A 13,333-nucleotide genomic window follows, 5' to 3' on the forward strand; every position below is an offset into this window, starting at 1 on the left:
ACGGCCTACTCGGAGGTGCTCTCGACGATGCGGTTCTCCCAGGCCCAGACGGCGATCTCGGTCCGGTTGCGCACCCCGAGCTTGGTCTGGATCCCCGACAGGTGGCTCTTGACCGTGCTGAGGGAGATGAACAGCTCGGCGGCGATCTCCTGGTTGGTGCGGCCGCGCGCGATGGCCTTGACGACCTCGAGCGCGCGTCCGGACAGTTGCGGCGGCGGCGGCTGCTTGGCGCGGCCGCGGGGCATCGCCTGGCTCTCGTTCAGGTGCTTCAGCAGCCGTAGCGTGACCGACGGCGAGACCAGCGCCTCGCCGTTGTAGGCGGCGCGGACGGCCTCGATGAGCAGGGCGGGTCCGGCGTCCTTGAGGACGAACCCCGCCGCGCCGCCGCGCAGTGCCCCGTAGACGTATTCGTCGAGGTCGAACGTGGTGACCACGATGACCCGTATCGGATCGGTCACCTGCGGGCCGGCCAGCGCGCGGGTGACCTCGATGCCGTCGAGCTTGGGCATCCTGATGTCCACCAGGCACACATCCGGCCGTAGCCGCCTGGCCATCGCGATCGCCTCGGCGCCGTCCTCGGCCTCGCCGATGACGGAGATGTCGGGCTGGTCCTCGAGGATCAGCCGCAGGCCGCGGCGGATCATCGCCTGGTCGTCGGCGAGCAGGACCTTGATGGTCATCCGGGCTTCCTGGTGGGGATGGGCAGGGTCGCCCGCACGGACCAGCCGGCGCCGGGCCGGGGACCGGCGCTCAGCGAGCCGCCGAGCGTTTCGACGCGTTCGCGCATACCGATCAAACCGTACCCGCCGCGGTGGTGGGGCCGGGCGGAGTTCGGTGGGGCGTCGTCGGCGACTTCGACGGTGACGGCCTCGGCGTCGCGGCCGACGGTGACGTCGGTGCAGCGAGCGTGCCGCGCGTGCCGCAGGACGTTCGTCAGGGCCTCCTGGACGATGCGGTACACGGTGCTGGTGACCTCCGGTGGCCATTCCGTGTCGTCGTCGGGCGCGTGCAGACGCACCGTCGGGCCCTGGCGGCTGAAGCGCTCGACCAGCGTGCTGAGCCCCTCCGGCCCGGGCGAGGCGGGCGCCGCGTCTTCGGTGTCGCGCAGCAGCCCGACGACGCGGCGCATCGCGGCCATGGCTTCGAACCCGGCGGTCTCGATCTCGGTCAGCGAGTCCGACACCTGCTCCGGGTCCCGCCGCGCCACGACCTGGGCGGCCTGCGCCTGGATCAGCATCCCCGTGATGTGGTGGGCCACGATGTCGTGCAGTTCCCGGGCGAGCTCGAGCCGTTCGGCCCGGCGTACCTGTTTGGCGGTGGCCTTCGCCCGGTCGTCGAGCCTGCGCAGCGACAGCCCCACCCCGAGGGCGGCCAGCCAGGCCGCCGCGGCGATGGCCGAGACGGCCGTTGCCGGCCGGGCGGCGACCTGGGCGGCGACCAGCAGCAGCCCGGCGGCCGCGATGCTCCCGGCCCGCACCGCCGGCAGCGCCCTGACCGCGGATCCGACGAGCACCGAAAGGCCCAGGGCCATGGAGGGGCCGAGCCCGGCGGGAAGTTGGGTGTCGGGCAGCAGCGGGACGAGGACCGCCACCGCGGCCACGACCAGGCCCGCGACCGCGGTCCAGGTCCGCTCCCGATGACGCATCAGCGCGAGCCCGCACACCACCGCGGCGGCGGCGGCGCCGGGTACCCAGGACGCGGCTCCCCAGGTCTGCGCGAGGGCGACGGCCTGGATGGCGATCGCCGCGAGGAACGTGACGCCGAGCCCGACGGTGGAGACGACCTTGGCCCACGGGTTCGGAATGGTCACGTTGATCAGATTACCGAATCCGTGCCCGCGGTCCGCGCCGTTCGGCGGGGCCGCGGCCGGGGTGCCGGGCGGCTTCGCGATACTGGCGGCGGGCTGGACGGCGCTCATCGCGTTCCAATCTCCGGTCATACTACGAGTGCGGCGGGTTGGCCCAGGGGTCCTGGGGTGCCGGGGCGCCGGCCAAGGCCCGGTTGTCGAGCCCGCGCAGCACCGGCCCCATCACCAAGGCGACGATCATCGCCAGCGTGGCCACGCTCGTCACACCGCTGAACCCGTCGAGCCAGATGAGCACGGTCACCGCCATGCCGCCCACGGCGATCCCGGCGGCCTGACCTGCCGACAGCGTCCTGAGAGCGGAGCCGACGAGCACCGCCAGAGCGAACGCCGTGATGGGCGCGGGCTCCTGCGGCAGGTCGCCCCCGGCCTTCAGGGACACCAGAACGGCGGCGGCCGTCACGATCAGACCCGCGAGCGCGGTCAGCAACTTGTGCCGCTCGCGCAGCAGCGCGATGCCGCTCATGACGATCGAGACGGCGGTGCCGAACACCCAGGAGGCGCCGCCCCAGCTGGTCATGAACATGAACGCCGTGAAGACGATTCCAAGGGCGCACACGACGCCCAGCGCGACGTTGAACATCTTTCCAGGTGGGCCTGTCGGCTGCCCCGCTGCATTCATGCTGCTCAGGCTAGAAAGCCGAAGCATGTCACGTACCAGCCGAAAGTACGGAACAGCGTTGACGCAGCCGTGCTTTGGACCGGTTCTGACGCCGTGACCGAAGACTTGCCATCACCATCGCGTCGACCGGCGCCGTGTGGACGGGGGCACGGAACCAGAATCTGGCGGATGCTGAGCTGTCCCGAGTTTCGTGGAGTCCGGTGATCTTGTTTCAGGCGGACTGCGGAGTGGCCTCCCGCTGTCGCCACCAGTTGCGTTCGTACTCGGCGGGCGGTACGTAGTCGAGCGCGGGGTGGAGCCGTTCCTCGTTGTACCAAGCGACCCATTGGAAGATCGCCCGCTCGACCTGGTCGAAGTCCCGCCATGGCCCCTGCATCTCGATCAGCTCGGCCTTGAAAGGTGCCGTTGAGCGCCTCGGCCATCGCGTTGTCGTAGCTGTCCGCGACGGAACCGACCGAGGCCGCGGCGCCGATGTCGGCGAGCCGGTCGGTGTACCGGATGGATACGTATGGCGAGCCGCGGTCGCTGTGATGGATCAGTCCGGAGTCCTTCTTGATCCGTCTGCGCCCCGGTCCGCATGTGGTTCGCGACCTGCCAGCCGACGATCGTCCGGGAGAAGACGTCCAGGACGAACGCCACATACACCCAGCCCGTCCAGGTGCGGACATAGGTCATGTCGGCCACCCAGAGCTGGTCGGGCCGGCTCGCGGTGAAGTCCCGGTCGACCAGGTCCGGCGGCCTGGGCGCCGACGGCTCCGGCATGGTGGTGCGGCGCCGCTGGCCGCGGATGACGCCCTCCAGGCCCAGCTCGGCCATCAGCCGCTCGACCGTGCAGCGAGCCACGTGCACCCCTTGCGCCGAAGCGCGCGCGTGATCCGGCGGACGCCATAGGTGCCGCCGGACTCGGCATGGACCTGCTCGATCAGCGGCATGAGCTGCTCGTCACGCAGCCGGCGGGCCGACTTCGGCCGCTTCTTACACGCGTAGTACGCCGACTCGGACAGCCCCAGCACCCGGCAGGCGAACCCGCCCCCGAGGCCCTTGTCCCTGAGGTGCTCGATCACCTGGTCGGCCCTGTTCTCGTATAGCTACGGCGAAAGGACATGTAGCGCTGTGTGCCTGCTGTGGTCGTCGTTTCCCCTCGCCTGGCGCCTCGTTGGGCTGAACGAGTGATCTCGGGCGTGGGGCGAGGAGTACGGGTGCGGCAGGACTGGGAGCCGGAGGACCTGATCGAGATCTGGACGCTGCTGGAAGACGACATGAAGCGGGTGCGGAACAAGTCCGGGGCGACTCGGCTCGGGTTCGCGCTGCTGCTCAAGTTTTTCGAGGTGGAGGCCCGGTTCCCCGAGTCGGGCCCAGGAAGTGCCGACCGCCGCGGTGGAGTACGTGGCCCAGCAGGTCAAGGTGCCTGCGGAGGCGTGGGCGGACTACGACTGGCAAAGCAAGGCGATCCAGAGGCACCGGGGCGAGATCCGGGCGGCGTACGGGTTCCGGGCGAACACCGAGGAGGACCAGGACCGGCTGGCCGCGTGGCTGGCCACCGAGCTGTGCCCGGTGGAGCTGTCCCGTGACCGGCTCGCGGCGGCCGTGGTGGCCCGGTGCCGCAACGACCACATCGAGCCGCCGGCGCCCGGGCAGGTGCGGCGGCTGGTGGGCCGGGCGGTCACGGACTTCGAGGCCCAGTTCTGCCGCAGCAGGTTGGAGCGGACCTCGCATGCGACGCGTTCCCGGCTGGAGGAACCTGGTTGTCGGGAGCGGGAGCGGGAGCGGGAGCGAGACGGGCGAGGGCGCGGCCGGTGCGGGCTCGGTGGCGGGCGGCGGACCGGTCGCACTTCGCCGAGTTGAAGACCGATCCGGGGGCGCCGGGGCTGGAGAGCCTGCTGGCGGAGGTGAACAAGCTCCAGCGGGTGCGGTGGCTGGAGCTGCCCGCGGACCTGTTCGCGGACGTGTCGGAGAAGCTGGTGGACGCGTGGCGGGCGCGGGCGTCGAAGGAGTACCCGGCGAACCTGGAGCGGATGACACCCGCCCGGCGCCTGACGCTGCTGGCGACGCTGTGCCATGTGCGGCAGACGGAGATCACCGACTCACTGGTGGACCTGTTCATCCAGCTCGTACTGAAGATCAACACGAGGGCGGAGCGGAAGGTCGACAAGGAGCTGAATGCCGAGCTGAAGAAGATCCGGGGCAAGGAGGGCATGCTGCTGCGGGTCGCCGAGGCGGCGCTGTCCGAGCCGTCCGGCACGGTGCGGCGGGTTATCTACCCGGCGGTCAGCGGGGAGAAGACGTTGAAGGGGGTCTGTACGGTGAGCGGTGTAACTCCCGAGCTGGAAGCGACAGTTGATGACTGACGCGACGAGTGACACCGAGGCCGTGGAGGCCGCCGTGAGTGGGACGAACGCGGTGGATGACGGGCTGGTGGCCGAGTTGGTGGCCCGGGCCCAGGCTGGTGGGGTGAAGCTCACCGGGGAGGGCGGCCTGCTGCAGCAACTGACCAAGCGGGTGCTGGAGTCCGCGCTGGAGGGCGAACTTACCGATCATCTGGGGCACGAGCCCGGCGAGCGGCAGAACCCGCACACCAACAAGAGGATGACCTCCGTCGGGATGTGCCTCTCGCGGTGCATGTTCATCCAGATCCCCAACTCGAAGTTGTCCACGCTCGCGACGACCGATCCTGCGATCGCCCTGATGTTCGCGCGCATGGCCACCAAGCGGCACACCCTCACGGAGCGGCTGTACACCGCTACCCGAGCAACCCCTCTTGCCCGGGTAGCCGCCGTGCTGAACTACCTGACGGAGCCCACTCGAAGGAACCGGATAAAAACCCGGGAGGACGGCGTCCTGGTGATGACCACCACCGAAGAGCTGATCGCTTCGGGACCGAGCCAGGCCGACATCGCCGACGCCCTCTGCCTGGGGCGGGCAACCGTTGAGAAAGCCGTCTCCGAACTCCGGCAGCTCAAAGCGCTGAGGGCCTTCGAACCGGGAGAACGGACAACCGTTCCTACCCCGTTGCAGACCGGGACCTGCTGAGGCAGATCGCCCTGGGAGGCTGAAGCCCGCGTCGGCGGCCGGTTCCTGGAGAACCGGCCGCCGACGCATATGGTGCGGGTGCAGCCCGGTACGCAGCGCTCGATGAACCTGCGCGGCCAAACCACCGCAGCAGGCATCGCTGTCCCCGTGCCAGCCAATTAGCGCTGGCGGCCCTCACGAAAAATCACCAGTCGGTGGGTGAGCCGAAGCAGGGTAGTGGTCACCATCGGCACCAGCTGGCCTGCGGCTTCGAGCGCGCAAAGCACAGTGGCTGTCACCAGGTCGGCGCGCTACCTGTCACCAACAGCACGCGAGACACGGTAGGCGTCACCGTTTCCCGCGCTGGATCGGGCCACCGGAGCTGTACACCGGCCTCGACAACTAGGCCGTGTATCGAAAGTGGATCTTGAGCTGTGAATGATCTCGGTTCATGGGTCGGGGAGATCTCACGGACGAACAGTGGGCGGGGCTAGAGCCCGTTGTTGCCGAAGGGCACAAGGTCGGCGGCCACCCATCTGGCCTCGGCGGCAGTTGATCGACGGCATACGGTTCCGCGTCCGAACCGGTGTTCCGTGGCGGGACGTGCCCGTCGAGTACGGACCGTGGGCCCGGATCTACGACCTGTTCCGCCGATGGCAGCGGAATGGCACCTGGCACCGGATTCTCACCCGTCTCCAGTCCCTGGCCGACGCGGAAGGGGCGATCACATGGGACCTGAGCGTCGACTCCACGGTGTGCCGAGCTCATCAGCATGCGGCCGGGGCCCGCAAACAGGGTGACCTGCAGAAAGAACCACCGGGTGCCGTGTTAACCGAGCCCGGCGATCACGGGCTGGGACGTTCGCGCGGCGGGTTCACCACCAAGCTGCACCTGGCTGCCTGGTCGGCCTTGTCTGGGATGGTGCAGCGGATCCCGCGTCGGCGCAGGTAGGCGCGGTTCTTGCGGGAGGCGTACGCCTTGTCGGCCCGCTCCGCTACGAGGCGACCGTCCTCGTCGCGACCATTAACGAGTGGCTGTGACGGGATCCACGTTCCACGCCGCGGGCAGATCGCTCCCGCAGAAGACGCTGACGAAGTCGTCCTCACGCACGATGTTGCCTCGGCACCAGCCCGAGGCCCCGGTCTGTGCTTCCTCCTCCCAGGGGCTGCGACAGCCCCGGGGCCTGAAACCCCGCCCATGCATGTCCTGGCCCGTGCCGCCCGACTACGCCGAAGCCTCGGCCCCTGCACTGGGGGCGAACCCGCTCCCCTGCTCGGCGAACACCTTGATCGCGGCGCCCAGGAAATCCACCATCCCGGGGTGGTAGGAATCGTGGAACGCCCTCATGGCCTCGTCCTCGGCGTAGAAGAGCGACATGCCGACGTAAGCCTCCCTGGAAGGGGTGTAGAACCGGCTAACGATGTCGAAGTGCCTGCGGACGAGCTCCTGGATCTGCTGGTCCCCTGGCAGGGAGCCACCGTCCAGGAAAGCCGTGATCTCCCGGTACAGGACGTCCCAGTCCTGGTGGACCCGCTCCCTGTCTACATGTTCCCAGTTGTTGGTCCCGGCAAGGCTCTTCGCCTGCTCCTCGGCCAACGACCGGCGACACTCGTCCTCGTAATTGTTCCCCACGGCCCGGTTCCCATCGTTTCGTCACCTCTCCGGTGGATCCCCGAGAGGCCGCCGACATGTCGACATCGACCAGCCGCCGATGATCAACTGCCTGTCCAGGCCGAACGGTGACACACAGCCACCGGGTCGGCAAACCATTTCTTGGACCCTCCGGCGCTCCGCCCTTGTCAGCAGGCGGCGGAAAGGCGCAGCTCGAACGGCAAGCCGTCGGAGCGGGGCGTCCAGCCGCTCGACCGCGCGGCCCGGATTCCCGCAGCGACCTTGCGCGGCAGGACAAGCTCGGCTGTCACCGGGTCCGGTTCCATGACGGCCGGTCGACCGGTCTCGACGACGGAACACCGGTTCGGACGCGGAACCGTATGCCGTCGATCAACTGCCGCCGAGGCCAGATGGGTGGCCGCCGACCCTTGTGCCCTTCGGCAACAACGGGCTCTAGCCCCGCCCACTGTTCGTCCGTGAGATCTCCCCGACCCATGAACCGAGATCATTCACAGCTCAAGATCCACTTTCGATACACGGCCTAGAGATCTTCAAGGGCGGGGACGTTTGGGACTGGCGGTGGGCCCTTCGCTGGCGAAGGGTTCGCGGAGAATAGGTACATGCATGAGCAGTCAGAAGTCTTCACTGGTCGCGTCATGGACCACCCGGCGTGGTGCTCTCCCGCGCACTGCACCGCGCCAGCACGCTACGCCGTTGATGAGTGGGCGTACGAGGAGTTCGTGGAATCGGATGCGTATCGCGGCAGTGGGTACGAGCATGCCTCCGAGCCGTGGGAGATCCCTCCCTATGCCGGTTTCCATCCGCTCCTCGATCAGCTCGTGCACGAGGCCACACTGACTGCTCAGCTCACCCAGTTCGCGGCGACGCCCTGGCTCAACGATGCCTACGTCAGCGTGTATGCAGGCGAGGAGCGGCTCTTGTTCATCAGCGAAGTATGGGTGCAGAGAATCTTGGGAGGGGTCATGTCACGACTGCAGGGCCCCGAAGGGAACAGTGCCATCAACAACAAGAGCGTCTAGGGAGTGTCCGGCGGATCATGTGACTGTCGGATAGCTGGCTCGTTACTCTCGACATGGGGCGGGGTGATCTGACGAATGCCGAGTGGGTTCGGCTGAAGCCTCACTTGCCAGCGTCAGGGCTGCGTGGGGGCCGGTGGAATGATCACCGCAGGGTGATCAATGGGATCTTGTTCCGCGTCCGAACGGGCATACCGTGGCGGGACCTCCCTGCACGCTTCGGCAACTGGAAGACGAACGGCACCGGCGTTGGTCGGCAAACGACACGTGGGACCGAATTCTGCGTGCCGTCCAGTCCGACGCCGACCTTGCTGGCCGGATCGACTGGAGCATGGTCAGTGTCGACTCGACGTCCTGCCGTGCCCATCAGCACGCGGCCGGCGCCCGAAAGAAGAAGCCGCGCATCCCGAAAAAAGGACAACGCCCCGGCACCACCGCCCCGATGAAGGACTCGGACGGTCCCGGGGCGGTCTGACCTGCAAGGTTCACCTCGCTGGTGAGGGTGGATGCCGGCCCTTGGCCTTCCTGGTCACGCCCGGCCAGTGGGGCGACGCGCCGCAGATGATTGAGGTCCTCGAACGCATCCGCGTCTCCCGCCCGCACGGCGGAAGGCCGCGTACCCGGCCCGACCACCTGGGCGGCGACAAGGCATACAGCTCACGCCGCAACCAAAGCTACCTGCGAAGGCGCCAGATCAAGCACACCATCCCCGAACCAAAGGACCAGCGGGCCAACCGCAAACGGCGCGGCAGCAAGGGCGGCCGTCCCACCGGATTCGACAGCGAGACCTACAAACGCCGCAACGAGGTCGAGCGCACGATCAACCAGCTCAAGAACTCCCGGGCCGTTGCCACCCGCTACGACAAGAGGGCCTACGTCTTCCATGGCACCGTCACGACCGCGGCGATTCGATTATGGCTCCGCCCCTGATTCCCGGGACACTCAGTCCCCGGTTTTAGAGTCTCTCTGTGGACAACAGCACCTGGTTTGAGGTTGAGGACCCGGAGGAGTACGACGAGGAGCCCTGGGACTTCGACGAGGCCGAACTCGCCTTCCTTGCAGCTCTGCGCACCCGGGCCGCCACCTGGCGGGTGTCATGGGCTCCCAGCAACGTCTCACGGCCCGAGGACGACTCGTCGCTCCTCGTCTGGATCTCCCTCCTTGATGATGAACGCCCACTGATACTCGGCGAGTGGGCCGTGCACTTCTACGGCACACACGTGCGGGCGGGGAAGGTCTCCGACCAGCTCTTCAACCTCCACGAGTCACACGAGCACAGTTTCTTCCGGACCTCCGGTACGGCCGACGAGCTCGCCCTACGGTGCGCCGACTGGTTCGAGAGCCTGTTGAGCCGCCCTGTCGTTCGTGCCGAATGGCCCGCCGCGGCCGGAGCAATTGCAACCCGCTGGGAGTTCGCCGACACAGGTCAGGCCCTCGTCATCAGCCGTGACGTACCTGCCGATGGCACGCCCCCGACCCGCCGAGTATCGGTCCGTCCCTGATCCGCCGGACACTCCCTAGTGCCTGACGCTGTCGGGGATCTTGGAAAGGTCCTGATCTGGCGGACGATCGTTGAGCCGAACCGCAGACCCGGTCGGTCGGCAGCCCTCCTGACCGCGCCCGGCCGGACTGTCCCCCGGAGGGAACTCCGACCCAGGGTCCGGGGCAAGGTGGTGACCACCACCGCCTGCCCGTCCGACGCCTGCTGGAGCTCTTCACCCACCACGACAACGACCGCTGAAGCCACGGTCCACACGTCATGACCCACGCAGGCGAGCGTGGGAGATGCGGACGCACGCAGCACGGGATAGACAGACAGGGTGAGTGAGCACAGGGCGGGTGGAGGCGGCCTCTCCCCACGAAGCTGGTTTGTGCGCGCCCGCGTCCGCATCCTCGCAGAACACCAGTCCACCTCCGTTGAACCCGTGAAGCTGAGGATCTTCCATCCCGGAGAAGAACTGGAAATGGTGCAGTGGGGCCGCCCCGGTGACGAGATCGGCATGACACCCTGGTGGACCAGCCATGACGTGCATGCGGCTCACATGGTCCCCGCGACGAAGGTCGAGGTCCTCGAAGTCGTGCAGCCGCTTCCCCTCCCCTGCCCGGCCCACCTCATCCCGGACGCCACCGGCACCGACGCATTCCACAACGCATACCGGGACGCCATGGCCCGCAACTCTGTCTTCGTCGCCATCGAATTCGAAGAACGACAGCAGTGGATCGTGAAGGCGGACACGCTGCCTGCCGGTCAAGGCCACCCTGTCAACGACGCCGTCAACGACGCTGTCCGGGCCGCGATCACCCGGCTGGTCCACAACGACGAGGCTGCACCGGACGCATACAAGGGGCCGATCTACTTCATGATGCACGGCGTAGGCAGCGAACAGCGAGCCCGCGAACTCGCCGCCGCCATCCACGCCGCCCTCTACGGCGACCTGGAACCCCTGGCCCGCGCCGTCCCTCCCACGCCTTGACGCGGCCACAACCATCGAGACCGACACCACACCTCACGGCCCCGGCCACGCTGCCGGGCGGCGCTCCGTGCAGCCCCACCCAGGTTGAGAAACAGCCTCCGAAGCCTGCGACCAGGGCGCAGGCGATCGAGGCACTACGCCAGCAGGTGCCAGCGTGCTCGAAGTGCAGGCCGGACACGGCGCTCGGCATCGAGGCCTAGGCGCTGCGTGGCCGGCGCCCGGACGTCTTCTTGGCCGAGGCCTTCTTCGTGGCCTTCTTCGCGGTGCTCTTCTTGGCCGACTGCTTCTTCGGCAGCTCGTGGATGTCCGCGTCTTCGCCGCGGGAGGCCCTGGCTTGTTGCACGGACTCGTTCAGGGCGGCCATCAAATCCACCAGCTGGCCCGTCTTCCCCTCGGGCTCCTGAAGCTTCGGTGGCTTACGGTGCTCGCGCTTGGCCTCGATGATCTGCTCGACGGCCTCGGTGTAGGCGTCGTGGAACTCCTCGCCTTCCAGATCGTCGCGGGTCATGCTGTCCATGAGCGCGAGGGCGCCCTCGATCTCCTCGTCGGTCAGCTCGACAGGCGGGGGCAGCATTTCCTCCGGAGACCTGATCTCGTCGGGCCACCGCATCGCATGCAGCACGATCACGTCATCCCGCACCCGCAGCAGACCGAGCCGCTCCCGACCGGACCAGGCGTACTTCGCCACAGCCACCTTCGAGGACCGGGCCAGGGCCATACGCAGGAGCTTGTACGGCTTGGCCGCGACCTGCCCGGACGGCTGGATGTAGTAGCCCTCGCCGATGCGGATCGGATCCACGGACTGAAGCGGGACGAACGCTTCGATCTCGATCGCCTTGGCCGTCGGCAGCGGCAGATCGCGCAGTTCGTCCTCGCTGATCGGGATGACCTGCTCCTTGGTCAGCTGGTAGCCCTTCCGATCTCATCGGTGCGGACCTCGCGGTCCTCGACCTCGCAGAACTTCCTGACCCGTACCCGTCCCATGTCCTCCAGGTGGTACTGGTGGAAGCGGATCGAGTGGTCCTCGGTGGCGCTCTGGACGTTGATCGGCACGGTCACGAGACCAAAACTGATGGCACCTGACCACACGGTTCGGGGCATGGCGGACCTCCGCGGCTACCCCGAGCACCACCAGGCTATGAGGGCAACCACAGCCGCGCACGTGCACCTGAGCGCGCGACAAGGCTCCAGTGGGCGCGCGCTCGGCTCCTGAGCGGGGGAGGGTGGCGCGGGGGACCTCCGTTCACGCGCCGCGATGCAGATGGTAGGAGGATTTAGGGCAATATGGTCGATATTTATTGAAGGAGAGATTCAGTTGATACGGGATACGAGGTGACTCGTGGGCGGGAAGTATGGACTTCAGGCATCCACGCGTGTGGTGCGCATGCATCAGCGGATCCCCGCCTGGCCGCTACTCCATCGTGCCCGCCTTGTACTCGACAATGCGATCGACCTCGTCCGCCTGAAACTCGATTCTCTGCCCGACGGCATCTATCAGCCGGTCCCGGGTCTGCCGGTGCGCAGAGCGAAGCGGGCGACCGGCAGTACGTCGCGATGGGCGGCGATGGAGCCGGTCATCGAGCGGCTGGGCGTAAGAACGGCGCTGGACGTCGGAGCGAACGTCGGCTATTTCCCGATCAAGCTCGCCAGCCGCGGGGTGCCCACCGTCGCGCTCGAATCGGAGCCCAAGTACGTACGGACCACGGCCACAGCCGTGCGACGCAACCGGCTGACCAATGTGGCGGTCATGGAGCTCCAACTCCGGCCTGACACAATCGGCCTGCTACCGGCAACCGACTGCACACTCGTGCTGTCGCTGTGGCATCACCTGGTGCGCGAACAGGGCATCAACACGGCCACGGAGCTGCTGCGGGAGGTCTGGGCCCGGACCGGCAAGGTGATGTTCTTCGACAGCGGTGAAGACGAGATGCCCCGGGAGTTCGGGCTCCCTGCGATGGACCCAACGCCGGACCTCTGGCTCGGCAAGTACCTTCAGGCGAACTGCTCCGGAGGGCGCATCGATCATCTCGGCCGGCACCGTGCCTTCGACGCCGCTGGGCTCCAGACGGACCGGGCGCTTTTCGCCGTGATCCGAAAACAGCCCTGATGCACGTCGCGGCCAGCCTTCAAAGGACTGCTCACGCGCCGCGTGCCAGGTGCGAAGCACTCCTCGTCCTCACCGCGCGCCAGCCGCACAGCCAGGACGCGCCCTTAGAGGTCTTAACAGAGGCGTTGGACGTGGCGGTGGGTGATCAGGCAGGTGGTGAGGCCAAGGAAGGCTTCGTGGATGTCGTCGCGTCGTTCCCAGCGGATCCGCAGGCGGCGGAAGCCGTGCAGCCAGGCGATCGTCCGCTCGACCATCCATCGGAAGACGCCCAGGCCAGGGCCGTGTTCCTGGCCTCGTTCGGCGATTACCGGGGTGATGCCTCGCGCCCGGACAAGGCGCCGGTACTTGTCGTGGTCGTAGCCCCGGTCAGCGAGCAGGGCATCAGGGCGCCGACGCGGGCGGCCGACAGCACCGGCAACTGCCCGGACCCTGTCGAGCAAGGGCAGGAGCTGGGTGACGTCGTTACGGTTGCCGCCGGTCAGCGACACCGCGAGCGGGATGCCCTGGCCATCGACAAGGACGTGGTGTTTGCTGCCCGGCCGTGCGCGGTCGACCGGGCTGGGACCGCTTTTGGGCCCCGCCGGGCCGCCCGGACATGAGAATGGTCGA

General features: G+C 67.8%; 17 protein-coding genes and 4 pseudogenes. 10 read left to right on the forward strand and 11 right to left on the reverse strand.

Annotated features, from left to right (window positions below; all coding sequences use genetic code 11):
- Positions 1 to 5 precede the first annotated feature (5 nt).
- From AC0665_RS37300 to AC0665_RS37325, 6 genes are all read right to left on the reverse strand, one after another.
- Positions 6 to 680, reverse strand: a complete 675-nt coding sequence (locus AC0665_RS37300; protein WP_478706792.1) for a response regulator — start codon at positions 678 to 680, stop codon at positions 6 to 8.
- The gene (locus AC0665_RS37305) at positions 677 to 1,939 is read right to left on the reverse strand and encodes a sensor histidine kinase (protein ID WP_478610971.1); all 1,263 of its coding nucleotides are present in this window, start codon (positions 1,937 to 1,939) and stop codon (positions 677 to 679) included. Before AC0665_RS37305 ends, AC0665_RS37300 begins: the two co-directional genes overlap by 4 nt.
- 1 nt (position 1,940) lies before the next feature.
- Positions 1,941 to 2,486 (reverse strand): metal transporter, encoded by a 546-nt coding sequence (locus AC0665_RS37310; protein ID WP_478610974.1) that lies wholly within the window; start codon positions 2,484 to 2,486, stop codon positions 1,941 to 1,943.
- Between the two features lie 211 nt (positions 2,487 to 2,697).
- Positions 2,698 to 2,862 (reverse strand): integrase core domain-containing protein, encoded by a 165-nt coding sequence (locus tag AC0665_RS37315; RefSeq protein WP_478706793.1) that lies wholly within the window; start codon positions 2,860 to 2,862, stop codon positions 2,698 to 2,700.
- A gap of 5 nt (positions 2,863 to 2,867) precedes the next feature.
- Entirely contained in the window at positions 2,868 to 3,329 is a 462-nt protein-coding gene (locus AC0665_RS37320; protein WP_478706794.1) for a DDE-type integrase/transposase/recombinase, read from the reverse strand.
- Positions 3,302 to 3,550 carry an IS3 family transposase gene (locus AC0665_RS37325; protein ID WP_478706795.1) on the reverse strand — a complete coding sequence of 83 codons (249 nt, stop codon included), beginning with the start codon at positions 3,548 to 3,550 and terminating at the stop codon, positions 3,302 to 3,304. The genes AC0665_RS37320 and AC0665_RS37325 overlap by 28 nt, the downstream gene beginning before the upstream one ends.
- A 289-nt stretch (positions 3,551 to 3,839) precedes the next feature.
- On the opposite strand from AC0665_RS37325, the pseudogene AC0665_RS37330 reads away from it, so the two are divergent.
- From AC0665_RS37330 to AC0665_RS37345, 4 genes and pseudogenes are all read left to right on the forward strand, one after another.
- Positions 3,840 to 4,331: pseudogene (locus AC0665_RS37330) on the forward strand (DUF4158 domain-containing protein); the annotation flags it as partial.
- On the forward strand, positions 4,328 to 4,834 hold the full coding sequence (locus tag AC0665_RS37335) for a hypothetical protein (RefSeq protein WP_478706796.1): 507 nt from the start codon (positions 4,328 to 4,330) through the stop codon (positions 4,832 to 4,834). The pseudogene AC0665_RS37330 and the gene AC0665_RS37335, both read left to right, overlap by 4 nt.
- Positions 4,827 to 5,081: pseudogene (locus AC0665_RS37340) on the forward strand (IS256 family transposase); the annotation flags it as partial. The gene AC0665_RS37335 and the pseudogene AC0665_RS37340, both read left to right, overlap by 8 nt.
- Positions 5,082 to 5,933: 852 nt before the next feature.
- Positions 5,934 to 6,446, forward strand: a complete 513-nt coding sequence (locus AC0665_RS37345; RefSeq protein ID WP_478706797.1) for an IS5 family transposase — start codon at positions 5,934 to 5,936, stop codon at positions 6,444 to 6,446.
- A 273-nt stretch (positions 6,447 to 6,719) separates the two neighbouring features.
- Here AC0665_RS37345 and AC0665_RS37350 read toward each other — a convergent pair whose 3' ends face one another.
- The 3 genes from AC0665_RS37350 to AC0665_RS37360 all read right to left on the reverse strand — a co-directional run bounded on the left by AC0665_RS37350 (position 6,720) and on the right by AC0665_RS37360 (position 7,602).
- Positions 6,720 to 7,127: a TipAS antibiotic-recognition domain-containing protein gene (locus AC0665_RS37350; RefSeq protein ID WP_478706798.1), complete on the reverse strand. Its 408-nt coding sequence runs from the start codon at positions 7,125 to 7,127 to the stop codon at positions 6,720 to 6,722.
- A gap of 167 nt (positions 7,128 to 7,294) precedes the next feature.
- Positions 7,295 to 7,417: a hypothetical protein gene (locus AC0665_RS37355; protein ID WP_478706799.1), complete on the reverse strand. Its 123-nt coding sequence runs from the start codon at positions 7,415 to 7,417 to the stop codon at positions 7,295 to 7,297.
- Positions 7,414 to 7,602: a transposase gene (locus AC0665_RS37360; protein WP_478706800.1), complete on the reverse strand. Its 189-nt coding sequence runs from the start codon at positions 7,600 to 7,602 to the stop codon at positions 7,414 to 7,416. The genes AC0665_RS37355 and AC0665_RS37360 overlap by 4 nt, the downstream gene beginning before the upstream one ends.
- Positions 7,603 to 7,726: 124 nt before the next feature.
- Here AC0665_RS37360 and AC0665_RS37365 point away from each other — a divergent pair, with 124 nt between their 5' ends.
- The 5 genes and pseudogenes from AC0665_RS37365 to AC0665_RS37385 all read left to right on the forward strand — a co-directional run bounded on the left by AC0665_RS37365 (position 7,727) and on the right by AC0665_RS37385 (position 10,817).
- Positions 7,727 to 8,146, forward strand: coding sequence for a hypothetical protein (locus AC0665_RS37365; RefSeq protein ID WP_478706801.1), 420 nt, complete (start codon positions 7,727 to 7,729; stop codon positions 8,144 to 8,146).
- Between the two features lie 53 nt (positions 8,147 to 8,199).
- Positions 8,200 to 9,073 (forward strand): annotated as a pseudogene (locus AC0665_RS37370) (IS5 family transposase).
- A gap of 38 nt (positions 9,074 to 9,111) precedes the next feature.
- The gene (locus AC0665_RS37375; protein ID WP_478706802.1) at positions 9,112 to 9,645 is read left to right on the forward strand and encodes a hypothetical protein; all 534 of its coding nucleotides are present in this window, start codon (positions 9,112 to 9,114) and stop codon (positions 9,643 to 9,645) included.
- Between the two features lie 423 nt (positions 9,646 to 10,068).
- Positions 10,069 to 10,617, forward strand: a complete 549-nt coding sequence (locus AC0665_RS37380; RefSeq protein ID WP_478706803.1) for a hypothetical protein — start codon at positions 10,069 to 10,071, stop codon at positions 10,615 to 10,617.
- Positions 10,614 to 10,817 carry a DUF6233 domain-containing protein gene (locus tag AC0665_RS37385; RefSeq protein ID WP_478706804.1) on the forward strand — a complete coding sequence of 68 codons (204 nt, stop codon included), beginning with the start codon at positions 10,614 to 10,616 and terminating at the stop codon, positions 10,815 to 10,817. The genes AC0665_RS37380 and AC0665_RS37385 overlap by 4 nt, the downstream gene beginning before the upstream one ends.
- On the opposite strand, the pseudogene ku reads toward AC0665_RS37385, so the two are convergent.
- Positions 10,814 to 11,718 (reverse strand): annotated as a pseudogene (ku, locus tag AC0665_RS37390) (non-homologous end joining protein Ku). The gene AC0665_RS37385 and the pseudogene ku overlap by 4 nt on opposite strands.
- Before the next feature lie 283 nt (positions 11,719 to 12,001).
- Here ku and AC0665_RS37395 point away from each other — a divergent pair.
- Positions 12,002 to 12,724 (forward strand): hypothetical protein, encoded by a 723-nt coding sequence (locus AC0665_RS37395; RefSeq protein ID WP_478706805.1) that lies wholly within the window; start codon positions 12,002 to 12,004, stop codon positions 12,722 to 12,724.
- 113 nt (positions 12,725 to 12,837) lie between these two features.
- Here AC0665_RS37395 and AC0665_RS37400 read toward each other — a convergent pair.
- A partial coding sequence (locus AC0665_RS37400; RefSeq protein WP_478706806.1) for an IS5 family transposase occupies positions 12,838 to 13,333 on the reverse strand: 496 nt, incomplete at its 5' end.

It is taken from the genome of Streptomyces sp. NPDC043685 (assembly GCF_056436585.1).